Origin of the sequence: Pseudomonas frederiksbergensis (assembly GCF_001952935.1) — a bacterium.
In the GTDB taxonomy this organism is placed as follows: Bacteria; Pseudomonadota; Gammaproteobacteria; order Pseudomonadales; family Pseudomonadaceae; genus Aquipseudomonas; species Aquipseudomonas frederiksbergensis.
The window spans coordinates 1,927,953-1,950,072 of the sequence record NZ_CP018319.1; the positions used below are offsets into that span (position 1 = coordinate 1,927,953).

Below are 22,120 nucleotides of genomic sequence, written 5' to 3' on the forward strand. Positions count from 1 at the left end.
TGGAGATGGCCCTTGAAAGCCCTCGACGAACTGACCTTCGATAATCGTTTCGCTCGCCTGGGCGATACGTTTTCCACCCACGTGCTGCCCGAGCCGATCGACAACCCGCGCCTGGTGGTGGCCAGCCCTGCCGCCATGGCGCTGCTCGATCTCGACCCTGCCGAAGCCGAAACCCCTGAGTTCGCCGAACTGTTCAGCGGCCATAAGCTCTGGGCCGACGCGGTCCCCAGGGCAATGGTCTATTCAGGACATCAGTTCGGGTCCTACAACCCACAGTTGGGCGATGGTCGCGGTCTGTTGCTGGGCGAGGTCTACAACGAGGCCGGCGAGCATTGGGACCTGCACCTCAAGGGTGCCGGCCAGACGCCCTTTTCGCGCATGGGTGACGGGCGGGCGGTGCTGCGGTCCTCGATCCGCGAATTTCTTGCCTCCGAAGCGCTGTATGCCCTGAACATCCCGACCACCCGCGCCCTCTGCGTGATTGGCTCCGACACGCCGGTGTGGCGCGAGAAGCAGGAACGCGCGGCCATGGTCCTGCGCATGGCGCCGAGCCATGTGCGTTTCGGGCATTTCGAATATTTCTACTACACCAAACGTCCCGAGAAGCAGAAAGAACTCGGCGACCACGTGCTGGCCATGCATTTCCCGGAATGCCTGGAACAGCCGGAACCGTACCTGGCGATGTTTCGCGAAATCGTCGAGCGCAACGCCGAGCTGATCGCCAAATGGCAGGCCTATGGCTTCTGCCACGGCGTGATGAACACCGACAACATGTCGATCCTCGGCATTACCTTCGACTACGGCCCGTTCGCCTTCCTCGACGATTTCGATGCCCATTTCATCTGCAACCATTCCGATGACCAGGGCCGTTACTCCTTCAGCAACCAGGTGCCGATCGGCCAGTGGAACCTCAGCGCCCTCGCCCAGGCCCTGACGCCGTTCATCAGCGTCGAAGCCCTGCGTGAAACCCTCGGCCTGTACTTCCCGCTGTACCAGGCCCATTACCTGGACCTGATGCGCCGCCGCCTCGGTTTCACCACGGCCGAAGATGATGACCAGAAACTGCTGGAGCACCTGCTGCAACTGATGCAGAACAGTGGCGTCGACTACAGCCTGTTTTTCCGCCGGTTGGGGGATGAGTCACCGGAACTGGCCGTCGCCCGTTTGCGCGATGACTTCGTCGACATCAAGGGCTTCGATGCATGGGGCGAGCTCTACATCGCCCGGGTCACCCGTGAAGGCGAGGTTGTTCAGGAACAACGCCGCAAACGGATGCATGCGGTCAATCCGCTCTACATCCTGCGTAACTACCTGGCGCAGAAAGCCATCGATGCAGCGGAGAGCGGCGACTATGCAGAAGTTCGTCGGCTGCACGCGGTGCTGAGCAATCCGTTCGAGGAGCAACCGGGGATGGAGAGCTATGCGGAGCGGCCGCCGGAGTGGGGCAAGCATCTGGAGATCAGTTGTTCGTCTTGAGGTAAAACACTGAATATTTCAAATTGGCATTGATCGGTGCGCACGGTCATAGGCTTCGATATGGTCGCCTATGATCGACACCAGCCCCTCCAGCGGATGCAATTCATCGCTGCCCATCATTCCCCGCAGCTCATCCCGCGACTCGACCAACCGATTGTATTCAGCTTCGGATTCAGGACGTTTCAATAACCATGACACAGATGGCCAATGTTCAATGGCTTGCTTGACGAGTTCACTCATTTTCGTACCTGTTTGGTTGCTATCTGAAAGTGCGAGTGAAGGTTAAGAGTTGAATCACTCGCTAACTAGCAGACAGAGGCACCTTGACCTGTAGGTCACCTCTCCAATTGCAGAAGGCTCCTGCCTACATATCTCTGCCTTGATAAACGCGGGCTTTGCCTCCAGATCCATCGCATCGACTGCCAACTTTCGAAGAGCCAACCATGACCGACCCACTCCTCATCCCCTGCCCCCACTGCAACGGCCTCAACCGCATCCCCGCCGAGCGTCTCAACGACCATCCAAAATGCGGCCGCTGCAAAGCCGAAGTCCTGCTGAACAAACCCTTTGAACTGAAGCAAATCGATTACGCCAGCCAGATCAAAGGTGATCTGCCGTTGCTGGTGGACGTTTGGGCGGATTGGTGTGGGCCGTGCAAGTCGTTTGCGCCGGTGTTCGAGCAGGCGGCGGTGCAATTGGCCGGCAAATGTCGGTTGGCCAAGCTGGACAGCGAGGCCAACCAGCAGCTGTCGGCGCAGCTGGGGATCCGTTCGATCCCGAGTCTGATCCTGTTCAAGAACGGCCGGGAAGTGGCGCGTCAAAGCGGGGCCTTCCCGTTACCGCAGTTGATGAGCTGGTTGCGTAGTCAGGGGATTTAAGAACACCTCAATCAAATGTGGGAGCGGGCCCCTGTGGCGAGGGGATTTATCCCCGTTCGGCTGCGAAGCAGTCGTAAACGCGCTTTAACTTTGAAATGCCGGGGCCGCTCCGCAGCCCAACGGGGATAAATCCCCTCGCCACAGGGGCTCACTCCCACAGTGATTGGGCGTCATCCACGCAATCAGGCATTTTCCAGCAAGTTGTGCAGATCGACGAATTGCTGCGTCAGCTTATGACGCGGGTCGAGGTGAATCAGCGGCGTGTTGGCCTGGTGGGATTCACGCATGCGCACCGAACTGCCCAGGTACACCGGTAATACCGGCAGGCCTTCGGCGATCAGTTCGTCGAGAATTTGCTGGGGCAGACTGGCGCGAGCCTGGAACTGGTTGACGACAATCCCTTCGACTTCCAGCCCTTCGTTATGGTCATCCTTCAATTCTTCGATTTCCGCCAACAGGCCGTACAGCGCCTGGCGCGAGAAGCTGTCGCAGTCGAAGGGAATTAGCACACGATCAGCGGCAATCAATGCAGATACCGCGTAAAAATTCAGCGCTGGCGGCGTATCGAGGTAGATCCGGTCGTAATCGCCGCTCAGCTCTTCGAGCAATTTGCGCAGCTTGTTGATCTTGTGCTTGGCCTCAAGCTTGGGCTGCAAGTCAGCCAGCTCGGCGGTGGCCGTGATGACGTGGAGGTTGTCGAACGGGGTTTCGTAGATATCGACCTGGTTTTTCTTGGAGAACGGTCCGGATGACAGGGTCTGCTTGAAAAAATCGGCAATACCCATAGGAATGTCATTACCGGTGAGGCCCGTCAGGTACTGAGTGGAGTTGGCCTGGGCATCGAGATCCACCAACAGGGTGCGATAACCCTCGCTGGCACTGACCGCCGCCAGATTGCAGGCAATGCTGGATTTGCCTACGCCACCTTTCTGATTGAACACCACGCGCCGCATGTCAAAACCTCCGTGTATCAAAGAATGACCGAGTGTAGTAGTCCACGGCGCTGCTTAGCTACCTCGCTGGCATCGGGACTACACAGTCATCGGCAATCTCTCAGTAAAAAAGCCGCTGACTCTGTCGTTGATCTCCGATTAGAGCCGACAGACAGGCTCACTACGATGTGGATAATGGCCAAGTGACAGCCTCGCACGAACCAACCGGTACATTTCATTGAGCAAAATGTAACCATCATTTGCTACACGCCCGCTGCAACGGGATAATGCGCACCACTCAGCGCTCAGCGCTCCGTAAGGTAGTTCGCGTGTTTTGCGACTCGCCGCGTCAAGGAAGCCCGCAGGGGCGGGATGAATGTCTGTGATCAATTTCAACATCGCCCAATGGCGCGCGTGGGCCCCTGGGCTCGAAAGCGTGGACGATTGGCAAGCCTGGAGCCGACAACCGGTCGTGCTTGCGAGCAGCGATGCCGCACCCGACGTCTCGTTTCTGCCGGCCATGCAGCGCCGGCGACTCAGTCGTCTCGCGCGGATGGCGTTCAGTGTCGGCTGGCCATTGGCCGATGGCCGCCAGGACCTACCGTTGGTCTTTATTTCGCGCCACGGCGAAACCCCGCGCACTTTCGAGATTCTCAGCGACCTGGCTGCCGATCAACCGCTGTCACCGACTCAATTCAGCCTGTCTGTGCACAACGCGATCATCGGCCTGTGGTCGATCCTGCGCGGCGAAACCAGTGAAATGACGGCCCTCGCAGCAGCCGGCGACGGCCTTGAACACGGCATGCTAGAGGCCGCGGCCTTGCTTGCCGAGGGCGCTCCCGCGGTCCTGCTGATCGTCACCGAAGAGCAACCGCCCAAGGCCTATTCGACCTGGATCGACGACGTGCCGTTCCCTTACGCGGTCGGCCTGCTGATCACTCCCGGAAACGACTGGCAGTTGTCCCTGAACAGCGCCTCGGATGAGTTGTCCAAAGCCCAATGGCCCCATGCCTTGAACCTATTGCGTACCCTGCTCGGCCAGCAGACCACCTGCCAACATGCCTGGAAAAATCGTGTATGGACCTGGCAACGCAACCTGTAACCGAAAAAAACCGCGACGCCTATTACTGGCGCCTGCTGGCTACCGCCGCAAGCTTCACCCTGTTCGGGTTGGGCGGGCTGTGCCTGCGGCTTGTGGTTTTTCCGCTGCTCAATTGCCTGCCCGGCGATGCCCGGACACACCGGCGGCGAGCGCGGCACACCGTCGCCCGCCTGTTCTGGTTTTTTGTGCGGTTCATGGCGCGTACCGGCGTGCTGACTTACGACATCCAGGGCGCCGAAAAACTCGGTCGGCCGGGGCAAATGATCATTGCCAATCACCCGTCGCTGATCGATGTGGTGTTCCTGATCGGCCTGGTGCGCCACGCCAACTGCGTGGTCAAGAAAAGCCTCTGGGAGAACCCCTTTACCCGCGGCCCGCTACGCTGCATCGAATACATCAGCAACGACGGCAGCATGGACATGCTTGATGCCGCTGCCGACGCGCTGAAAAGCGGCCAGACCCTGATCATCTTTCCCGAAGGCACCCGCACTCAGCCCGGCCAGGCACCCGCCTTCCATCGGGGGGCTGCGGCAATCGCCCTGCGCGGTGCGAAAATCCTCACCCCCGTGATCATCAAGGTCAACCCGACCACATTGACCAAGGCCGAACCCTGGTATCGGATCCCCAAACGCCGCGTGCACTTCAGTTTCCGTGTCGGGGCCGATATAGATCCACAAGCCTTTGCCTCGCTGGGCCCTGCTCCTCAGGCCTCGCGCAAGCTCAATGACTATTTGCATCACTACTACATTAAGGAGCTCGCCGAAGATGAGCGATCTACACCGTGAAATCAAAGAACTGATCATCGACGCCCTGGGCCTTGAAGACATCAGCGCACAAGACATCGGCGACGACCAGACGCTGTTCGGCGAAGGCTTGGGCCTGGATTCGGTAGACGCTCTGGAACTCGGCCTGGCCATCCAGAAAAAATACGGCATCAAAATCGACGCCGACGCCAAGGACACTCGCAATCACTTCAGCAACGTGGCGAGCCTTGCGGCGTTCGTCACTGCAAAACAGGCAGCTTGAGACCGGACCATGCAAACTCGTGACGACATCTTCAACACCCTGCGTGATGCTCTGGTCGAACTCTTCGAGCTGGAGCCGGAGCGTGTAAGCCTCGAATCCAACCTGTATCAGGACCTGGAAATCGACAGCATTGACGCGGTCGACCTGATCGATCACATCAAGCGCCAGACCGGCAAGAAAATCGCTGCCGAAGAGTTCAAGTCGGTGCGTACCGTCAGCGATGTGGTCGAGGCGGTCTACCGTCTGGTTCAGCCGGCCGCATGAGCCGACTGATCGGCCTCGGCCTGCTGCTGGCGGGCCTGCTGTACCCCTTCGCGGTGTATTTCGGCATGGAACATTTCGCGCCGTGGCAGTTCGGCCTGCTGCTGGGCAGCCTGTGGCTGGCCCGGGCGCTGTTCGGTACGCGCAAGCCTGGCAGTTTGTGGATGGCAATCACCGCGATTGCCTTTTGCCTGTTGCTGGCGTTGTTCGACAGCCCGCTGCTGTTGCGCTGGTACCCGGTGCTGATCAGTGCGTTCATGCTCGGCCTGTTTGGCCTGAGTTTGATCGTTGGCCCGCCGATCATCGAACGCCTGGCGCGTTTGCGCGAACCGCAACTGCCGGCCAAGGCGATTGTTTATACCCGCCAGGTGACGATCGTCTGGTGCGTGTTTTTCTTCTGTAACGGTTTGCTCGCTGCCGCCCTGACCCTTTGGGCGCCGCTCAGTTGGTGGATGTTGTACACCGGCCTGATTTCCTACGGATTGATGGGCCTGCTGTTTGCCATTGAATGGCTTATACGACAACGGGTACGAGGCCACCCATGAATTGGATAAAACTTGAGCACCTGTTGCTCAAGGCACAACCGGAACGTGCCGTGACGGCCGAACCGAACCTGAACCACGCTCAGCTGTGCGAACAGGCTTTAAGCCTCGCCGCGGGCCTGCAAGCCCAGGGTGTGCGGCGTATTGCCGTGCACCTTGAGGACGCCGCTGACCTGGCGATTGCCCTGCTCGGTGCCTGGCGCGCCGGGGTCAGCGTGCTGCTGCCCGCAGACCTGCAAGCCCAGACTCGCCAGCGCTGGTCGACCGAAGTCGATCTGTGGCTGACCGATCAGGCCGATGACGCACACCTGAGCGATTACCGGCATCCGCCGTTGATCGCGGCTGCACTGGATCTGGATCGCTGTTCGCTGAGCCTGTGCACGTCCGGCTCCAGCGGCGAGCCCAAGCGCATCGACAAAACCCTGCGCCAACTGGCCAATGAAGTCGAAGCGCTGGAACAGCTCTGGGGCGCCGATCTTGGCGCGGCTTGCATTATCGGCAGCGTCGCCACTCAACATATCTACGGATTATTGTTTCGAGTGTTGTGGCCGCTGTGCGCCGGGCGCTCGTTTGTGCGCAAGCAACTGGCATTCCCTGAAGACCTGCAGCGCGCCAGCCGCGAACACCCGGCGTTTGCCTGGGTCGCCAGCCCGGCGCTGCTCAAGCGCATGGGCGACAACCTCGACTGGACCGCATTAAGTGCGGTCCGCCGAGTATTTTCCTCCGGAGGTGCCTTGCCGGCCGAGGCTGCACATAGCCTTCAGCAACGCTTGCAGCAATGGCCGACAGAGATCCTCGGCAGCTCGGAAACCGGCGGTATCGCCTGGCGTCAGGGGCTCGCGCTCTGGCAGCCCTTTGCGGGTATCGAGTTGAGCCAGGACAGCGACGGCGCCCTGCTCATTGCTTCGCCGTACTTGCCTCCCGGGCATATCGAACACACCGCGGATGCCGCACGATTCGCTGCCGACGGTCGATTCGAACTGCTCGGACGCCTGGACCGGATCGTCAAACTGGAAGAAAAACGTATCTCGCTACCGATGCTGGAACAGGCACTGATGGCCCACGACTGGGTCGCCGAAGCGCGTCTTGGCGTGGTTCAGGAAAACCGCGCCTCATTAGGTGCGCTGCTGGTGCTGACCGAATCAGGCCTGCATGCCTTGCGCAATCAGGGTCGACGCACCCTCACGCAAGAACTGCGTCAGCATCTGCACCAGCATTGCGAAGCCCTGGCCCTGCCACGACGCTGGCGCCTGCTGCGGCAACTGCCGCTGAACGCTCAGGGCAAACTGCCCCAAGCCACCGTTGAAACCCTGCTGCTGGCGCCGCGCCCAAAGGCGCCGGAAGTGCTGGATCAGCTCGAAATCGATGGCGAATGGAACCTGCAACTGGCGGTACCACCCGACCTCGCCTACTTCAGCGGCCACTTCCCCCAGACACCGGTATTGCCCGGCGTGGTGCAAGTGGAATGGGCGTTGACGCTGGGTCAGCAACTGATGAACCTGCCGGCAAAATTCGCTGGCATGGAAGTGCTGAAATTCCAGCAACTGGTACGCCCCGGCGATGAAGTCCAGCTGCACCTGCGCTTCGATCCGACGCGCAGCAAGTTGTATTTCACCTATCGCAACGAAACTGCGACCTGCTCTAGTGGGCGGATCTTGCTGGAGGCCTCCGGCGATGCATAACTATGGTGAGTGCTGCGCACTCATTCGCGAGCAAGCCCGCTCCCACAATGGATTGGCGTCGTGCACAAAATGGGTGTTCGACACTGATCAAATGTGGGAGCGGGCTTGCTCGCGAAGCAGGCACCTCGGTCTTTCAGGTGAACACAAGCATGCATAACCCCTGCGCCGTGGTCCCGGTCTACAACCACGAAACCGCCATCACCACGGTGGTCGATGCGCTGCTCGCCAGCAACCTGCCATGCATTCTGGTAGACGATGCCAGCGATAAACCCTGCGCAAAGGTGCTGGACCAATTGGCCCGGCGCGACAAAGTGTTCCTGATCCGGCTCGGCGCCAACCAGGGCAAGGGTGGCGCGGTCATGACCGGCATGCGTGAAGCCTCGCGCCTGGGCTTCAGCCATGCCTTGCAGGTGGACGCCGACGGCCAGCATGACTTGCAAGATGTCCAGACCTTTATCGAACTGTCGCGCGCCCATCCCGAGGCGGTGATCTGCGGCTATCCGCGGTACGACGCCAGCGTGCCGAAAGGTCGCTTGTACGCACGCTACCTGACTCACGTCATGGTCTGGATCAACACCCTGTCGTTGCAGATTCGCGATTCCATGTGCGGCTTCCGCGTCTATCCGCTACCGCCGACCCTGGCGCTGATCGATTCGGCGAAGATCGGCAAGCGCATGGACTTCGACTCGGACATCCTGGTACGACTGGCCTGGCGCAATCTGCCCATGCAATGGCTGCAAACCAACGTCCGTTACCCGCTGGATGGCGTCTCGCATTTCCGCCTGTTCCACGACAACGTGCTGATTACGAGCATGCACACCCGGTTGTTCTTCGGCATGTTGCTGCGGGCGCCAGTGATTCTCTGGCGACGGTGGCGAGCATGAGCACTGACGCCGATAAAAAGCACTGGGCTGACCGCCAGGAGCGCGGCAGTTTCTGGCTGATGAAATTCACCGCATTCTGCGCCAAAGTGCTCGGCCGTCGACTGCTGAGCCCGCTGCTGTACGGCATCGTCCTGTATTTTTTCCTGTTCGGGCGCAGCGCCCGTCACAGCGCCTGGCAATACCAGCAGCGGCTCGCCGACTGGAGTGGTCGCAACGAATTGCGCCCGAGCCATTGGCGAGTCTTCAGCCAGTTCATGGCCTTCGCCGACTCAATGCTCGACAAGCTCGACGTCTGGAACGGCAAGTTGAGCATCGAACAGATCGAAATCATCGACCCGGCCTTGCTGCGCAATCAACTGCGCGGCACCCGCGGGCAGATGCTGGTAGGCGCGCATCTGGGCAATCTCGAGGTCTGCCGTGCGCTGGCCGAGATCGGCGAAAAAGTCACGATGAACGTGCTGGTGCACACCAAGCACGCCGAGCAATTCAACCGCTTGCTCGGTGAAGCCGGCGCGACCAATTTGCGCCTGATTCAGGTCAGCGAGCTGGACCCGCTGATCATGCTGCAACTTCATGAGCGCCTGGAGCGCGGCGAATGGCTGGCGATTGCTGGCGATCGCGTTCCGCTGCACGGCGGGCGCAGCGTGACGGTGGATTTCCTCGGCCATCCAGCTGCGTTCCCGCAGGGGCCCTGGTTGCTGGCCGGTCTGCTGAAATGCCCGATCAACCTGATGCTGTGCCTGAAGAAGCCGACGGGCGACTATCGACTGACCCTCGAACCGTTCGCCGAAGCCGTGGTGTGGAAGCGCAGCGACCGCGAGCAGGTCATTCATCAGTGGGCTTCCCGCTATGCCGAACGCTTGGGTCACTATTGCCTTGAAGCGCCCCGACAATGGTTCAACTTTTACCCTTTCTGGAAGACCGATGACGACGCCAACGCTTGAGCCGGTAACCTTCGGCGAACTCCCTTTGCGCATCGAAGACGTGCTGGCCCTGGCCAACCGTCAGGTGCCGACGCAGTTGCAAAGCGACCCTGCGTACCGTGAGCGTATCGCCAAGGGTGCGCGATTCCTGGACTCCCTGCTGGACAAGGAAGGCGTGATCTACGGCGTGACCACCGGTTACGGCGATTCCTGTGTGGTCGCGGTGCCGCTGCATCACGTCGAGGCATTGCCTCGTCATTTGTACACCTTCCACGGCTGCGGCCTGGGCAAACTGCTTGATGCGCAGGCCACTCGCGCGGTGTTGGCGGCGCGGTTGCAGTCGCTGTGCCACGGCGTGTCCGGGGTGCGCGTGGAACTGCTGGAACGCCTGCAAGCCTTCCTCGAACACGACATTCTGCCGCTGATCCCGGAAGAGGGCTCGGTGGGCGCCAGCGGTGATCTGACGCCGTTGTCTTACGTCGCCGCGACGTTGTCCGGCGAGCGTGAAGTGATGTTCCGTGGCGAGCGCTGGCAAGCGGCCGACGTACACCGCGAACTCGGCTGGGAGCCGCTGGTATTGCGCCCCAAAGAAGCCCTCGCCTTGATGAACGGCACCGCCGTCATGACCGGTCTCGCGTGCCTGGCCTATGCCCGCGCCGATTACCTGCTGCAACTGGCCACGCGCATCACCGCGTTGAACGTGGTCGCCCTGCAAGGCAACCCCGAGCACTTCGACGAGCGCCTGTTCGCCACCAAACCGCATCCGGGGCAAATGCAAGTCGCCGCGTGGCTGCGCAAGGATCTGGCGATCGACGCGCCGACCGCGCCGCTGCATCGTCTGCAAGACCGCTATTCCCTGCGTTGCGCACCCCACGTCCTCGGCGTATTGGCCGACAGCCTGAACTGGCTGCGCTCGTTCATCGAGATCGAGCTCAACAGCGCCAACGACAACCCGATCATCGACGCCGAAGCCGAGCGCGTGCTGCACGGCGGGCACTTCTACGGCGGCCACATTGCGTTCGCCATGGACAGCCTGAAAAACCTGGTGGCCAACGTCGCCGACCTGCTCGATCGTCAACTCGCCCTGCTGGTGGACGAGCGTTACAACCACGGTTTGCCGAGCAACCTGTCCGGCGCCAGCGCGGATCGGGCGATGCTCAACCATGGCTTCAAAGCCGTGCAGATCGGCACCAGTGCCTGGACCGCCGAAGCGCTGAAAAACACCATGCCGGCCAGCGTCTTCTCGCGCTCCACCGAATGCCACAACCAGGACAAAGTGAGCATGGGCACCATCGCCGCCCGCGATGCGATCCGTGTGCTGGAGCTGACCGAACAGGTCGCCGCCGCCACCCTGCTGGCCGCCAACCAAGGCGTTTGGCTGCGCAGCAAAGCCGAGGATGCACGGCCATTGCCGCCAGCCCTGGCCGCCATGCACGAAGAGTTGGCCAAGGACTTCCCGCCGGTCATCGAAGACCGCGCGCTGGAAGGTGAATTGCGCCTGTGTCTGCACCGCATCGCCGAGCAACACTGGAGGCTGCATGCGTAGCAAGGGAGTGCTTCACACCGATACGGAAATCCTCGTGCCGTTCTTTGATGTCGACACGATGAACGTCGTCTGGCACGGCCATTACATCAAATACCTGGAAGTCGCCCGCTGCGCGCTGCTGGACAAGATCGGCCACAACTACACGGCCATGGTCGAGTCGGGTTACGCCTGGCCGGTGATCGATCTGCAATTGCGTTATGTGCGCGGCGCCGTGTTCGGCCAAAAGCTCAACGTGCGGGCCAATCTGGTGGAATGGGAGAACCGTCTGAAGATCAGCTACCTGATCAGCGATCTGCAAACCGGCGAACGCTTGACCCGTGCCAGTTCCGTGCAGGTCGCCGTCGACATGAGCAGCCGCGAAATGCAGCTGGCCTCACCCAGGGTCTTCACCGACGCAGTTGAAAGGGTGCTCGCATGACCCCAGGAATCGACACCTCTTTTGATGCCAAGCCAATTCCTTGTGGCGAGCGAGCTTGCTCGCGCTTGAGTGCGAAGCACTCACAAACCCGCCAATTTTGGGGCCGCTACGCAGCCCAGCGCGAGCAAGCTCGCTCGCCACGTTCAGTGTTCAGATGCATTGCTGCGTTGGTGCTGCTCGGGTTGTCATCGATCGCTCATGCATTCGATCTGCAACAGCTCAGCGATCAATTGGCAAAACCTGACGTGATCCATGGCAGCTTTATCCAGGAAAAACACCTGCGTGCCCTGCCCCAGCCGCTGACCAGCAAGGGCACTTTCGTCCTCGCTAAAAACCACGGTTTGCTCTGGCTGCTGAAAAGCCCCCTGCAACAGGATTACCGCATCAGCGACAAAGGCATTGCCCGGCGTGACGCCAGCGGTTGGCAGATGCTGCCGAGCAAGAGTGCCGGCGCCGAGCAGAACCGTTTGTTCCTTGCCGTCCTGCAAGGCGACAGCAGCGGGCTGCAACGGGATTTCGAGCTTTCACTGAGCGGCGATGCACAGAACTGGAAGCTGACGCTGACCCCGCGCTCCATGCTGCTCAAGCAGGTGTTCACGCAGATCAACATTGCCGGCGGCGAACTGGTGCACAGCATCGAGCTGCTCGAAACCCAAGGCGACAGCACCCTCTTGCGCATGCAGGACGTCACCAGCGCCCAACCGTTGAGCGACGCGGAGCAACATGACTTTGCCGAGTGAACGGAAGCTTCCATGGCTGTTTCTGATCCTGCTGCTGGCGGTGCTTGCGCTCGCCGGCTGGCAATGGCGTGACGGTGCCCCGCTGTCGGCCAACCTGATGGAACTGGTGCCGGGCACGGCGCCAGACCCGCTGGAACTGCGCGCCGAACAGCGCATGCAAGAACCACTGAACCGCGAAATGCTGGTGCTGGTCGGTCACACCGATCGCCAGCAAGCGGTCGCGATGGCGCAGAAACTGGGTGAGCAATGGCAGGCGAGCGGCTTGTTCGAGAAGGTCCAGTGGAACCTGCAAGCCGACTTGCCGGCGCTGCGCACGCAGTTGCTCAATGGCCGACTCGCGATGTTGTCAGCGGCTGACCGACAGCAACTGATCGAGCATCCCGACGCCTTTATCCAGCAGCGAGTCCAAGCGCTGTTCGACCCCTTCACCGGTTTCAGTCTGGTGCCGAGCCAGGATGACTGGCTGGGCCTGACCGGACGCATCCAGAACAGCCAGCCGCAGCGCGGTTCGGTGCAATTGGACATCGGCAGCGGTGCGCTGGTGGCCGATGCCGACGGCAAGAGTTGGGTGCTGCTACGCTCGCGCACCACGGGCAACGCCTTCGACATGAACCTGCCGCTGCAAGTGGCCGACCTGCTCCAGCACAGCCGTGAAGAAGCCGCCCAGGCCAACGTCCAATTGCTTGCCGCCAGCGGTTTGCTCTATGCGGCCAGTGGGCAAAAGCAAGCCGCCCGGGAAATGACCTGGGTCGGTGGCGGCGCCACGGCGGGCATTCTGTTGCTGTTGTTGCTGGCCTTCCGGCGCTGGCGGGTGTTGCTGGCCTTCGTCCCGGTGCTGGTCGGCATGCTCTTCGGCGCGGTGGCCTGTGTGGCGCTGTTCGGCCGGATGCATGTGATGACACTGGTGCTCGGTTCGAGCCTGATCGGCGTAGCGGTCGATTACCCGCTGCATTACCTGTCCAAGAGCTGGAGCCTGAAACCCTGGCACAGTTGGCCGGCCCTGCGCCTGACATTGCCGGGCCTGACGCTGAGCCTGATCACCAGTTGCATCGGTTACCTGGCCCTGGCCTGGACACCGTTCCCGGCGCTGACCCAAATCGCCGTGTTCTCTGCCGCGGGTCTGCTCGGCGCTTATTTGTCCGCGGTGTGCCTGCTGCCGGCACTGCTCAAGGGCGCAGATTTGCGTCCAGCGCAGTGGCCGCTGCGGGTAGCCGAGTATTTGCTGGGGCGGCGTGAAGCGCTGCTCAAACTCGCGAGCACGCCGGTGCTGCTGGCGCTGCTGATCGCCTTTTGTGTGGCCGGCCTGTTGCAGCTCGAGACCAAAAACGACATTCGCCAATGGGTCGGTGCACCGCAGCAACTGACTGACGAAGCACAAACCATTGCACGCATCACCGGCTATCAACCCACCAGCCAGTTCTTCCTGGTGCGCGCGGCCAATCAGCAGCAATTGCTGGAACGCCAAACCGCGCTGAGCGAGCGGCTGGATCAGTTGGTCAACCTGGACAAACTCCAGGGTTATCTGTCGCTCAATCAATTGGTCAGCCAACCCACCGAACAGCGCAAAGTGCGTGAAGCGCTGAACAAGTTGCCGCAGTTCTGGCAACCGCTGCTCGATGTCGGCGTGCCGGCCGAGGCGCTGCAAGCTGAGCTTACGAAATTGCAGGCGATGCCCACCGAAGACATCGACGCGGCGCTGGTCGGTCCGTTGGCCGAGCCCTATCGCCCGCTGTGGCTGGGACCGACCGAGGACGGCGTAGCGGCGATGGTCAGTCTGCAAGGCTTGAACAACCCCTCTCTGCTGCGCGTCCAGGCGCTGGATTTGCCGGGCGTGGAACTGGTGGACCGCCTCGGTGAGTTGAACAAGGTGTTCGCCGACACCCAGATCAGTGCCGCAGAGTTGAAACTCGCTTCCTGCGTGTTGATCGTGCTGGTGCTGATCCTGCCGTTCGGTTTCGGCGGCGCCCTGCGAATCGTCGCCCTGCCGCTGTTGGCCGCACTGTGCAGCCTGGCCAGTCTCGGCTGGATGGGCCAACCGCTGACGCTGTTCAGCCTGTTCGGCCTGCTGCTGGTGACGGCCATCAGCGTCGATTACGCGATCCTCATGCGTGAGCAGGTCGGCGGCGCTGCCGTGAGCCTGCTGGGCACCTTGCTGGCGGCGCTGACCACCTGGCTGTCGTTCGGTTTGCTGGCGGTGTCCAGCACCCCGGCGGTGAGCAATTTCGGTCTGTCGGTGAGCCTGGGGCTGGCATTCAGTTTCATTCTTGCGCCATGGGCCGGACGCCAGGTTCACGTTGCCCCGGTCACGGAGTCGGCGACATGATGATCGTCGTGTTCTGGATCATGGCCCTGGCGCTGTTCGCCGTGGCCACCCGTGTCGGTCGTCACTTCGGCGTGATCCCGATTGTCAGCCAGTTGCTGCTGGCCACCTTCGGCCTGCCGCTGCTGATGTACTTCTGGATCGAGCCCCAATGGCAATTGAGCGGCGCCGCACTGGTCGCGCCGGTCTGGCTGAAAAACCTCTACAGCCTGGGTTTTGCCTTGTTGCTGGGGCACATTCTCAGTGACGTGATTGACCTGCGACTTGACCGTCAAAGCCTGAAAATCGCCCTGCCGAGTTTCTGCATTCCGTTTGCCTGCGGCCTCGCGACAGCGGTCTGGCTGTTGCCGCCGCAACCCTGGATCAGTTCGCTGGCGGTCGGCCTGCTGTTCGCCATCACCGCGATTCCGGTGTTGTATCTGTACCTGCGGCACATCAAGTACCCACCTGCCGCTACCCGGCGACTGGTGCAGACCGCGATCCTCATCGACCTCACTTGCTGGACCCTGTTTGCCATCGCCCAGGGCAGCCTGCACCTGAGCAGCCTGTTACTGCCGCTGGCCGGCGCCTGCCTGCCGCTGCTGCTGCGTCTGCTGCGCTTGCGCCAGCCATTGCTGCACAGCGTGTGCTTCTTCGCGCTGCTGGTCGTGGCGGAACACTTCAAGCTCAATGCGCTGATTTTCGGCATCGGTTACCTGCTGTGGATGGCCGCGCTCAAAGTGCCGCTGGTGTTGCCGTTGCCGGTGATCTGGATGAGTCACTTGCAGACGTATATCGCGATCCCGCTGATCCTCACGTTCGGCATCGTGCAAATCAATGTCCACGCGGCCATGGCCAGCCTCGGTTGGGTGCAACTGGCGGCACTGCTGCTGTTCCCGATTGCCAGTAAGCTGCTGGGCAACTGGCTGGGCCTCGGCTGGGCCGGCGCCTCGTTTGAGGGTGCCAGCCGCTGGCGCGAAAGCGTCTTGCTGAATATTCGTGGGTTGAGCGAGATCGTCTTTCTCAACCTGCTGCTGCAACAACAACTCATCACCCCGGCGCTGTACTTCGCGCTGATGGTGATGGGCCTGATCGCGACACTGCTGCCGGCACTCGCCGGTATGCACCGAACCCCTCTGAACATCGCCGTCCCGGCAAGGAGCTCCCGTGCCAACAGTTGAAATGGAACATCGTCAGGTCGTGGTGATCGGTGCAGGTCCATCGGGCGCCATCGCCGCCGCGCTGCTCAAGCGCAAAGGCCATGACGTATTGATGATCGAACGCCAGCATTTCCCAAGGTTTTCCATCGGTGAAAGCCTGCTGTCCCACTGCCTGGATTTCGTCGAAGAAGCGGGCATGCTCGAGGCGGTGAATGCCGCCGGATTCCAGTTGAAAAACGGTGCGGCATTCGCTTGGGGCGAGCAATACAGCGCCTTTGATTTCGGCGAGACGTTCAGCAATGGCAAGCCGACCACCTTCCAGGTCCAGCGGGCCGATTTCGACAAGCTGCTGGCCGATCAGGCCGCGCTGCAAGGGGTGGACGTTCGTTACGGCGAAGCCATCGTCAGCGTCGATTTCACCCTGGCGAAACCGCAACTGGACGTGCTTCGCGAAGACGGCAGCCAGTACCGCGTCGAAGCCGATTTCGTGCTGGATGCCAGCGGCTACGGCCGTGTGCTGCCGCGCCTGCTCGACCTTGAAGCGCCGTCGGACTTCCCGGTGCGCCAGGCCGTGTTCACCCACGTCGAAGACCACATCGACAACCCGGCCTTCGAACGGGAAAAAATCCTCATCACCACCCATCCGATCCACCGCGACATCTGGTTCTGGACCATCCCGTTCAGCGACGGCCGTTGTTCGGTGGGCGTGGTCGCGGCAGCCGAACACTTCGAAGGCCGCATGGAGAACCTGGACGATTGCCTGCGTGGGTTCATCGCTGAAACCCCAAGCCTGGCCGGTGTGCTGAACAACGCCGTGTGGGACACGCCTGCCCGAACCATCGGCGGCTACTCGGCCAACGTCAAAACCCTCCATGGGCCAGGTTTTGCCCTGCTCGGCAACGCGGCGGAATTCCTCGACCCGGTGTTCTCCTCCGGCGTGACCATCGCCATGCGCTCGGCGAGCATGGCCGCCGCGGTGCTGCATCGCCAACTGCAAGGCGAAAGTGTCGATTGGCAGACTGAGTTCGCCATCCCCCTCAAGCGCGGCGTCGACACGTTCCGTTGCTACGTCGAAGGCTGGTACGCCGGGACGTTCCAGGATGTGATTTATTTCGAGGGCGGCTCGCCGGATATTCGCCGCATGATCAGTTCGATCCTTGCTGGTTATGCCTGGGACGAGCGTAATCCGTTCGTCACCGAACCCAAGCGTCGGCTGCGGATGCTCTCGGAGCTCTGTGCAAAGGACGCCACATGAGCTACTTGAGCGACACCTACGTCGAAGAGACCCGCTTCGGTTTCTGGTTCCTGCGCAGCCACACCTGGCAGCACCATGTTTTGCGCGTGGCAATCGCCGATTTGCGCAGCCTGTTCAGCGAAACACCGCCGAGCAACCCGGTGCTGCTGGATGCCGGTTGCGGTCAGGGCAAGTCGTTCCAGTACCTGCGCCAGACCTTCGCGCCCCAGCGCCTGATCGGTCTGGACGCCGACCCGCACAGCCTGAACCTGGCCGGCGAAGAAGCCGTCCGCCAGGGCATGGCGGTGGAGTTGATCGGCAGCGACTGCGCGAGCATCAACGTCCCGGACGCCAGCGTCGATTTGCTGTTCTGCCACCAGACCTTCCATCATCTGGTGCAGCAACAACAGGCACTGACCGAGTTCTACCGCGTGCTCAAACCCGGTGGCTATCTGCTGTTCGCCGAATCCACCGAGGCTTACATTGATACTTGGGTGATCCGCTGGTTGTTCCGTCATCCGATGCACGTGCAAAAGAGCGCCGCCGGGTACCTGGACATGATTCGCCAGCAGGGTTTCGAACTCGGCTCGCAGAATGTGTCTTATCCATACTTGTGGTGGAGCCGCGCCAAGGATTTCGGCCTGTTTGAACGCTTGGGCCTGCGCCGGCCAAAGCCCTTCGGCCAACGGGAAGAAACCCTGGTCAATGTGGTCGCGCGCAAACCTCTTGAGGGTGTTGTGTGATGTTCAGTGCAACTCAAACCTGTGGGAGCGGGCTTGCTCGCGAAAGCGGTGTGTCAGTCGACATCATTGGTGAATGTAAGACCGCATTCGCGAGCAAGCCCGCTCCCACAGGGATAGTAAGCATTCTGCGATTTCTGCTGCTTGGCGCGGTCCTGTTGCTGAGTGCCTGTGCCAGCCGGGCGCCTTTGCCCGAGCAAACCCCGAACCTGTCGTTGCCGCTGCAATTGCACATCCAGCGTCTGGTGGCCGACCAACGGCAGGACTGGGTGCTGGTGATCCAGCGTGAAGGCCCTGGCATTCGCTGGTCGATGATGGACTTGCTGGGCATTCCCCAGGCACGCCAGAAACTGGTCGATGGCAAGTGGCAGGCTGACGGTCTGCTGCCGCCCAATCCGGAAGCGCGAGAGCTGTTCGCGGCGCTGCTGTTTGCGCTGACCCCAAAAGATGAACTGTCGGGCAACTATCCCGCCGCGTGGCAGCATGGCTCGCAACGGTCCTTGCCAGCGCACTGGGAAGTCCGCTACTCACAACCCATGAGCTTTGAATTGAACCTGCCCAAAGGCCCGAAATATCAAGTCACGCCGCTCAGCGGGGAGACGCCATGACGGCCTACCTGAATGCCCTCGGGGTGATCTGCGCCCTGGGCCGTGACAAGTCCGAAGTCGCCCGTAACCTGTTTGCCGGTGATTGTTCGGGCATGCGTGATGAGGCTGGCTGGGTGGCAGAACGGTCGTTGCCTGTGGCCGCAGTCCAAGGCGAACTGGCACCGATCCCGGCCGAGCTTGCGCCGCAAAACACCCGCAATAATCAATTGCTGCTGGAAGCCGCGCTGCAAATTCGCGAAGACATCGACCAGGCGATCCAGACCTACGGCCGCGACCGCATCGGTATCGTCCTGGGCACCAGCACTTCGGGCATCGACGAAGCCAGTCGCGGCCTGGCCCATTACATCCGCGAGCATCAGTTCCCGGCCAGTTACGACTATCAGCAACAGGAACTCGGCGCCCCGGCGAACTTCCTCGCCGACTGGCTGCAATTGAGCGGCCCGGCCTATGTGATTTCCACGGCCTGCACCTCCAGCGCCCGAGCGCTGATGAGTGCGCAGCGACTGCTGGACCTGGGCATTTGCGACGCGGTGCTGTGCGGCGGTGTCGACAGCCTGTGCAAGTTGACCCTCAATGGGTTCTCGGCGCTGGAAGCGGTGTCCGGGCAACGCTGCAACCCGTTTTCGGTGAACCGTAACGGCATCAACATTGGCGAAGCGGCGGTGCTGTTTTTGATGAGCAAAAATGTCGGCGACAGCCAGCCGATTGCCCTGCTCGGCAGTGGCGCCAGCTCCGATGCCCACCACATTTCCGCACCGGAGCCGACCGGCCGCGGCGCCCTGCAAGCGATGCGCAAAGCCTTGAGCCGCGCCCAACTGCAACCGCAGCAGATCGATTACCTGAACCTGCACGGCACCGCCACCCAACACAACGACGCCATGGAAAGCCTGGCGGTGGCGACGTTGTTCCCGGCGGGGGTGCCGTGTTCGTCGACCAAACCCATGACCGGCCACACCCTCGGTGCGGCCGGCGCGCTGGAAGCGGCGTTCTGCTGGTTGAGCCTGAGTGCAGGCAACCGCGAGCACGCCCTGCCGCCCCACGTCTGGGACGGCCAACCGGACCCCGATTTGCCAGCCCTGAAATGGGTGACCCCGGCCGATCGCCTGACGTCCATTGCACCTCGCTATCTGATGAGCAATTCCTTTGCCTTCGGTGGTAACAACGTCAGCCTGATTATCGGAGACGCCCCATGATTGACTGGCCGATCGCCGAGCTGCTGCCGCACGCTGGCGACATGATCTTCATCGAACAGATCCTGTCGTTCGATGACGAGCAGATTTACACCCGCCTCACCGTCAAACCCGATGGCCTGTTCAGCCGCCCGGACGGCAGCCTGCCGGCCTGGGTCGGCATCGAACTGATGGCCCAGAGCGTCGCCGCCTATGCCGGTTGCCACGCGCGCCAGCGAGGCGATGCGGTGGAGCTGGGGTTTCTGCTCGGCACCCGCAAATTCGAGTGCAACGTCGAGCACTTCCCCGTCGGCACCGAGTTGACCATCCACGGCATCCGCTCACTGGAAGACGACAACGGCATGGGCGTGTTCGAATGCCACATCACCGCCCCCGGCATTCACGCTACCGCTCGTCTGAACGTGTTCCGTCCGCCTCAGGCCGCCCAATACCTTCATGAAACCCAAGGAACCCAGCCATGACTGAATCCGTACTGATCACCGGTTCCAGCCGTGGCATCGGCCGCGCTATCGCTTTGCGCCTGGCCCAGGCCGGGCATGACATCGTGCTGCATTGCCGCAGCGGCCTGGCGGACGCAGAAGCCGTGAAGGCGGAAATCGAAGCCTTGGGGCGCAACGTACGCATTGTGCAATTCGACGTGTCCGATCGCGCCAACTGCAAAGCCATTCTCGAAGCCGACGTGGAAACCCACGGCGCCTATTACGGCGTAGTGCTGAACGCCGGCCTGACGCGCGACGGTGCCTTTCCAGCCCTTACCGAGGATGATTGGGACGTGGTGATGCGCACCAACCTCGATGGTTTCTACAACGTGCTGCACCCGGTGATGATGCCGATGATTCGCCGTCGCGCGGCCGGACGGATTGTTTGCATCACCTCGGTGTCCGGGTTGATCGGCAACCGTGGCCAGGTCAACTACAGCGCCTCCAAGGCTGGTTTGATCGGCGCGGCGAAGGCGTTGGCGATTGAATTGGGCAAGCGCAAAATTACCGTTAACTGTGTCGCACCCGGCTTGATCGACACCGCGATGCTCGATGAAAACGTGCCGGTGGAAGAAATGATGAAGATGATCCCCGCCCAACGCATGGGTACCCCGGAAGAGGTGGCCAGCGCGGTGAATTTCCTGATGTCGGCGGAAGCGTCGTACATCACCCGGCAGGTTCTGGCCGTTAACGGAGGCCTGTGCTGATGAAGCGCGTCGTCGTCACCGGCATGGCCGGCATCACCTCACTGGGCAGCGATTGGGCCACCATCGTCGCCAACTTCGCGGCCAACCGCAGCGGTATCCGCCGGATGGACGAGTGGGATCGCTTCACCGAACTCAATACGCGCCTGGCGGGGCCGATCGATGATTTCAAAGTGCCGAGCCACTGGACCCGCAAGCAATTGCGCAGCATGGGCCGGGTTTCACGCCTGGCGGTCGGCGCGGCAGAACAGGCATTGGCCGATGCCGGTCTGCTGGGTGACGAATCGATCAAGGACGGGCGCATGGGCGTTTCCTGCGGCTCATCCACCGGCAGCACCGACGAGATCAAGGCGTTCGGCAACATGCTGCTCAACTCAGTGGCCGAGGGCCTGAACGCCAACTCCTACGTGCGCATGATGCCGCACACCACGGCGGCGAACATCAGCATCTTCTTCGGCCTCACCGGTCGGCTGATCCCGACCTCCAGCGCGTGCACCAGTGGCAGTCAGGGCATCGGTTACGCCTACGAGTCGGTCAAGTTCGGTCGCCTGCCATTGATGCTCGCCGGCGGTGCCGAAGAACTGTGCCCCACTGAAGCGATGGTCTTCGATGCGCTCTACGCCACCAGCCTGAAAAACGATGCGCCGCAGACGTCCCCGCGCCCCTACGACAGTGGCCGCGATGGCCTGGTGATCGGTGAAGGCAGCGGCATGCTGGTGCTTGAAGAACTCGAACACGCCTTGGCTCGCGGTGCGCACATCCACGCCGAACTCGTCGGTTTCGGCAGCAACGCCGACGGCCAGCACGCCACCCGCCCAGAGCAGGTCACCATGCGCCGGGCCATGGAGCTGGCGCTGGAAGACGCCGGGCTGCAGCCTTCCGACATCGGCTACGTGAATGGTCACGGCACGGCCACTGAACAGGGCGACATTGCCGAAACCCTGGCAACGAGCGCGTTGTTCGGCGAGCACATGCCGATCAGCTCGCAAAAGAGCTTCCTCGGTCACACCCTCGGAGCCTGCGGTGCGCTGGAATCCTGGTTCAGCATCGAAATGATGAACCGCGACCTGTACGTCCACACCCTCAACCTCGACGACGTCGACCCGCACTGCGGCAAACTCGATTACCTGCGCGGCGAGTTCCGGCAGATGAGCAACCAATACGTGATGAACAACAACTTTGCGTTTGGCGGGGTTAATACATCGCTGATCTTCCGGCGCTGGTCGTAACGAGGCAATGCCCGGCAGATAAATAAACGCTGCGAGCAATGAATAACCTGTGGCGAGGGAGCTTGCT

General features: G+C 61.5%; 24 protein-coding genes. 22 read left to right on the forward strand and 2 right to left on the reverse strand.

The window, feature by feature from the left end:
* The first annotated feature begins 12 nt into the window (after nt 1-12).
* Nucleotides 13-1,476 carry a protein adenylyltransferase SelO gene (gene selO / locus PFAS1_RS08955; RefSeq protein WP_076028914.1) on the forward strand — a complete coding sequence of 488 codons (1,464 nt, stop codon included), beginning with the start codon at nt 13-15 and terminating at the stop codon, nt 1,474-1,476.
* An 18-nt stretch (nt 1,477-1,494) separates the two neighbouring features.
* Here the strand turns inward: selO and PFAS1_RS08960 are convergent, their stop codons facing one another.
* A complete protein-coding gene (locus tag PFAS1_RS08960; protein WP_076028915.1) occupies nt 1,495-1,716 on the reverse strand; it encodes a hypothetical protein in 222 nt (73 codons plus the stop codon).
* 203 nt (nt 1,717-1,919) lie between these two features.
* On the opposite strand from PFAS1_RS08960, the gene trxC reads away from it, so the two are divergent.
* A complete protein-coding gene (trxC, locus tag PFAS1_RS08965; protein WP_076028916.1) occupies nt 1,920-2,354 on the forward strand; it encodes a thioredoxin TrxC in 435 nt (144 codons plus the stop codon).
* A 182-nt stretch (nt 2,355-2,536) separates the two neighbouring features.
* On the opposite strand, the gene PFAS1_RS08970 is transcribed toward trxC, so the two are convergent.
* Nucleotides 2,537-3,307 carry a ParA family protein gene (locus PFAS1_RS08970; RefSeq protein WP_074872981.1) on the reverse strand — a complete coding sequence of 257 codons (771 nt, stop codon included), beginning with the start codon at nt 3,305-3,307 and terminating at the stop codon, nt 2,537-2,539.
* A 355-nt stretch (nt 3,308-3,662) separates the two neighbouring features.
* Here PFAS1_RS08970 and PFAS1_RS08975 point away from each other — a divergent pair, with 355 nt between their 5' ends.
* The 20 genes from PFAS1_RS08975 (at nt 3,663) to PFAS1_RS09070 (ending at nt 22,053) form a co-directional block, all read left to right on the forward strand.
* Nucleotides 3,663-4,388, forward strand: a complete 726-nt coding sequence (locus PFAS1_RS08975) for a beta-ketoacyl synthase chain length factor (RefSeq protein WP_076028917.1) — start codon at nt 3,663-3,665, stop codon at nt 4,386-4,388.
* Entirely contained in the window at nt 4,364-5,173 is an 810-nt protein-coding gene (locus PFAS1_RS08980; RefSeq protein WP_046053983.1) for a lysophospholipid acyltransferase family protein, read from the forward strand. Before PFAS1_RS08975 ends, PFAS1_RS08980 begins: the two co-directional genes overlap by 25 nt.
* Nucleotides 5,154-5,414 carry a phosphopantetheine-binding protein gene (locus PFAS1_RS08985; RefSeq protein WP_008149626.1) on the forward strand — a complete coding sequence of 87 codons (261 nt, stop codon included), beginning with the start codon at nt 5,154-5,156 and terminating at the stop codon, nt 5,412-5,414. Before PFAS1_RS08980 ends, PFAS1_RS08985 begins: the two co-directional genes overlap by 20 nt.
* 9 nt (nt 5,415-5,423) lie before the next feature.
* Nucleotides 5,424-5,678 carry an acyl carrier protein gene (locus PFAS1_RS08990; protein ID WP_028622164.1) on the forward strand — a complete coding sequence of 85 codons (255 nt, stop codon included), beginning with the start codon at nt 5,424-5,426 and terminating at the stop codon, nt 5,676-5,678.
* Nucleotides 5,675-6,220 carry a COG4648 family protein gene (locus PFAS1_RS08995; protein ID WP_076028918.1) on the forward strand — a complete coding sequence of 182 codons (546 nt, stop codon included), beginning with the start codon at nt 5,675-5,677 and terminating at the stop codon, nt 6,218-6,220. Before PFAS1_RS08990 ends, PFAS1_RS08995 begins: the two co-directional genes overlap by 4 nt.
* Entirely contained in the window at nt 6,217-7,899 is a 1,683-nt protein-coding gene (locus tag PFAS1_RS09000; RefSeq protein WP_076028919.1) for an acyl-CoA synthetase family protein, read from the forward strand. Before PFAS1_RS08995 ends, PFAS1_RS09000 begins: the two co-directional genes overlap by 4 nt.
* A gap of 149 nt (nt 7,900-8,048) precedes the next feature.
* Nucleotides 8,049-8,783 carry a glycosyltransferase family 2 protein gene (locus tag PFAS1_RS09005; RefSeq protein WP_076028920.1) on the forward strand — a complete coding sequence of 245 codons (735 nt, stop codon included), beginning with the start codon at nt 8,049-8,051 and terminating at the stop codon, nt 8,781-8,783.
* Nucleotides 8,780-9,727 (forward strand): LpxL/LpxP family acyltransferase, encoded by a 948-nt coding sequence (locus PFAS1_RS09010; protein ID WP_076028921.1) that lies wholly within the window; start codon nt 8,780-8,782, stop codon nt 9,725-9,727. Before PFAS1_RS09005 ends, PFAS1_RS09010 begins: the two co-directional genes overlap by 4 nt.
* Nucleotides 9,708-11,252 (forward strand): HAL/PAL/TAL family ammonia-lyase, encoded by a 1,545-nt coding sequence (locus PFAS1_RS09015; protein WP_076028922.1) that lies wholly within the window; start codon nt 9,708-9,710, stop codon nt 11,250-11,252. Before PFAS1_RS09010 ends, PFAS1_RS09015 begins: the two co-directional genes overlap by 20 nt.
* Nucleotides 11,245-11,670 carry an acyl-CoA thioesterase gene (locus PFAS1_RS09020; protein ID WP_076028923.1) on the forward strand — a complete coding sequence of 142 codons (426 nt, stop codon included), beginning with the start codon at nt 11,245-11,247 and terminating at the stop codon, nt 11,668-11,670. Before PFAS1_RS09015 ends, PFAS1_RS09020 begins: the two co-directional genes overlap by 8 nt.
* Before the next feature lie 146 nt (nt 11,671-11,816).
* Nucleotides 11,817-12,410 carry an outer membrane lipoprotein carrier protein LolA gene (locus PFAS1_RS09025; protein WP_076031510.1) on the forward strand — a complete coding sequence of 198 codons (594 nt, stop codon included), beginning with the start codon at nt 11,817-11,819 and terminating at the stop codon, nt 12,408-12,410.
* A complete protein-coding gene (locus PFAS1_RS09030; protein WP_076028924.1) occupies nt 12,394-14,733 on the forward strand; it encodes an MMPL family transporter in 2,340 nt (779 codons plus the stop codon). Before PFAS1_RS09025 ends, PFAS1_RS09030 begins: the two co-directional genes overlap by 17 nt.
* Nucleotides 14,733-15,890: a cation:proton antiporter gene (locus PFAS1_RS09035; protein ID WP_076031511.1), complete on the forward strand. Its 1,158-nt coding sequence runs from the start codon at nt 14,733-14,735 to the stop codon at nt 15,888-15,890. The genes PFAS1_RS09030 and PFAS1_RS09035 overlap by 1 nt, the downstream gene beginning before the upstream one ends.
* Complete coding sequence (locus PFAS1_RS09040; RefSeq protein ID WP_076028925.1) at nt 15,877-17,124, forward strand: NAD(P)/FAD-dependent oxidoreductase; 1,248 nt, start codon at nt 15,877-15,879, stop codon at nt 17,122-17,124. Before PFAS1_RS09035 ends, PFAS1_RS09040 begins: the two co-directional genes overlap by 14 nt.
* Complete coding sequence (locus PFAS1_RS09045) at nt 17,121-17,846, forward strand: class I SAM-dependent methyltransferase (RefSeq protein ID WP_076028926.1); 726 nt, start codon at nt 17,121-17,123, stop codon at nt 17,844-17,846. Before PFAS1_RS09040 ends, PFAS1_RS09045 begins: the two co-directional genes overlap by 4 nt.
* The gene (locus tag PFAS1_RS09050) at nt 17,846-18,451 is read left to right on the forward strand and encodes a hypothetical protein (protein ID WP_076028927.1); all 606 of its coding nucleotides are present in this window, start codon (nt 17,846-17,848) and stop codon (nt 18,449-18,451) included. The genes PFAS1_RS09045 and PFAS1_RS09050 overlap by 1 nt, the downstream gene beginning before the upstream one ends.
* Nucleotides 18,448-19,644 carry a beta-ketoacyl-[acyl-carrier-protein] synthase family protein gene (locus tag PFAS1_RS09055; RefSeq protein ID WP_076028928.1) on the forward strand — a complete coding sequence of 399 codons (1,197 nt, stop codon included), beginning with the start codon at nt 18,448-18,450 and terminating at the stop codon, nt 19,642-19,644. The genes PFAS1_RS09050 and PFAS1_RS09055 overlap by 4 nt, the downstream gene beginning before the upstream one ends.
* Nucleotides 19,641-20,102: a hotdog family protein gene (locus PFAS1_RS09060; RefSeq protein WP_076028929.1), complete on the forward strand. Its 462-nt coding sequence runs from the start codon at nt 19,641-19,643 to the stop codon at nt 20,100-20,102. The genes PFAS1_RS09055 and PFAS1_RS09060 overlap by 4 nt, the downstream gene beginning before the upstream one ends.
* Nucleotides 20,099-20,827 carry a 3-oxoacyl-ACP reductase FabG gene (gene fabG / locus PFAS1_RS09065; RefSeq protein WP_008149595.1) on the forward strand — a complete coding sequence of 243 codons (729 nt, stop codon included), beginning with the start codon at nt 20,099-20,101 and terminating at the stop codon, nt 20,825-20,827. Before PFAS1_RS09060 ends, fabG begins: the two co-directional genes overlap by 4 nt.
* The gene (locus PFAS1_RS09070; RefSeq protein ID WP_076028930.1) at nt 20,827-22,053 is read left to right on the forward strand and encodes a beta-ketoacyl-ACP synthase; all 1,227 of its coding nucleotides are present in this window, start codon (nt 20,827-20,829) and stop codon (nt 22,051-22,053) included. The genes fabG and PFAS1_RS09070 overlap by 1 nt, the downstream gene beginning before the upstream one ends.
* Nucleotides 22,054-22,120: the final 67 nt, after the last annotated feature.

Excerpts from the sequence above, each read along its gene's own strand:
- PFAS1_RS08960 (WP_076028915.1), bottom strand. The coding sequence starts at position 1,716 with ATGAGTGAACTCGTCAAGCAAGCCATTGAACATTGGCCATCTGTGTCA.
- PFAS1_RS08995 (WP_076028918.1), top strand. The coding sequence starts at position 5,675 with ATGAGCCGACTGATCGGCCTCGGCCTGCTGCTGGCGGGCCTGCTGTAC.
- PFAS1_RS08990 (WP_028622164.1), top strand. The coding sequence starts at position 5,424 with ATGCAAACTCGTGACGACATCTTCAACACCCTGCGTGATGCTCTGGTC.
- PFAS1_RS08975 (WP_076028917.1), top strand. The coding sequence starts at position 3,663 with ATGTCTGTGATCAATTTCAACATCGCCCAATGGCGCGCGTGGGCCCCT.
- PFAS1_RS09010 (WP_076028921.1), top strand. The coding sequence starts at position 8,780 with ATGAGCACTGACGCCGATAAAAAGCACTGGGCTGACCGCCAGGAGCGC.
- fabG (WP_008149595.1), top strand. The coding sequence starts at position 20,099 with ATGACTGAATCCGTACTGATCACCGGTTCCAGCCGTGGCATCGGCCGC.
- PFAS1_RS08985 (WP_008149626.1), top strand. The coding sequence starts at position 5,154 with ATGAGCGATCTACACCGTGAAATCAAAGAACTGATCATCGACGCCCTG.
- trxC (WP_076028916.1), top strand. The coding sequence starts at position 1,920 with ATGACCGACCCACTCCTCATCCCCTGCCCCCACTGCAACGGCCTCAAC.
- PFAS1_RS09060 (WP_076028929.1), top strand. The coding sequence starts at position 19,641 with ATGATTGACTGGCCGATCGCCGAGCTGCTGCCGCACGCTGGCGACATG.
- PFAS1_RS09020 (WP_076028923.1), top strand. The coding sequence starts at position 11,245 with ATGCGTAGCAAGGGAGTGCTTCACACCGATACGGAAATCCTCGTGCCG.
- PFAS1_RS09050 (WP_076028927.1), top strand. The coding sequence starts at position 17,846 with ATGTTCAGTGCAACTCAAACCTGTGGGAGCGGGCTTGCTCGCGAAAGC.
- PFAS1_RS09005 (WP_076028920.1), top strand. The coding sequence starts at position 8,049 with ATGCATAACCCCTGCGCCGTGGTCCCGGTCTACAACCACGAAACCGCC.
- PFAS1_RS09035 (WP_076031511.1), top strand. The coding sequence starts at position 14,733 with ATGATCGTCGTGTTCTGGATCATGGCCCTGGCGCTGTTCGCCGTGGCC.
- PFAS1_RS09030 (WP_076028924.1), top strand. The coding sequence starts at position 12,394 with ATGACTTTGCCGAGTGAACGGAAGCTTCCATGGCTGTTTCTGATCCTG.
- PFAS1_RS09000 (WP_076028919.1), top strand. The coding sequence starts at position 6,217 with ATGAATTGGATAAAACTTGAGCACCTGTTGCTCAAGGCACAACCGGAA.
- PFAS1_RS09045 (WP_076028926.1), top strand. The coding sequence starts at position 17,121 with ATGAGCTACTTGAGCGACACCTACGTCGAAGAGACCCGCTTCGGTTTC.
- PFAS1_RS08970 (WP_074872981.1), bottom strand. The coding sequence starts at position 3,307 with ATGCGGCGCGTGGTGTTCAATCAGAAAGGTGGCGTAGGCAAATCCAGC.
- PFAS1_RS08980 (WP_046053983.1), top strand. The coding sequence starts at position 4,364 with ATGGACCTGGCAACGCAACCTGTAACCGAAAAAAACCGCGACGCCTAT.
- PFAS1_RS09055 (WP_076028928.1), top strand. The coding sequence starts at position 18,448 with ATGACGGCCTACCTGAATGCCCTCGGGGTGATCTGCGCCCTGGGCCGT.
- PFAS1_RS09015 (WP_076028922.1), top strand. The coding sequence starts at position 9,708 with ATGACGACGCCAACGCTTGAGCCGGTAACCTTCGGCGAACTCCCTTTG.
- PFAS1_RS09070 (WP_076028930.1), top strand. The coding sequence starts at position 20,827 with ATGAAGCGCGTCGTCGTCACCGGCATGGCCGGCATCACCTCACTGGGC.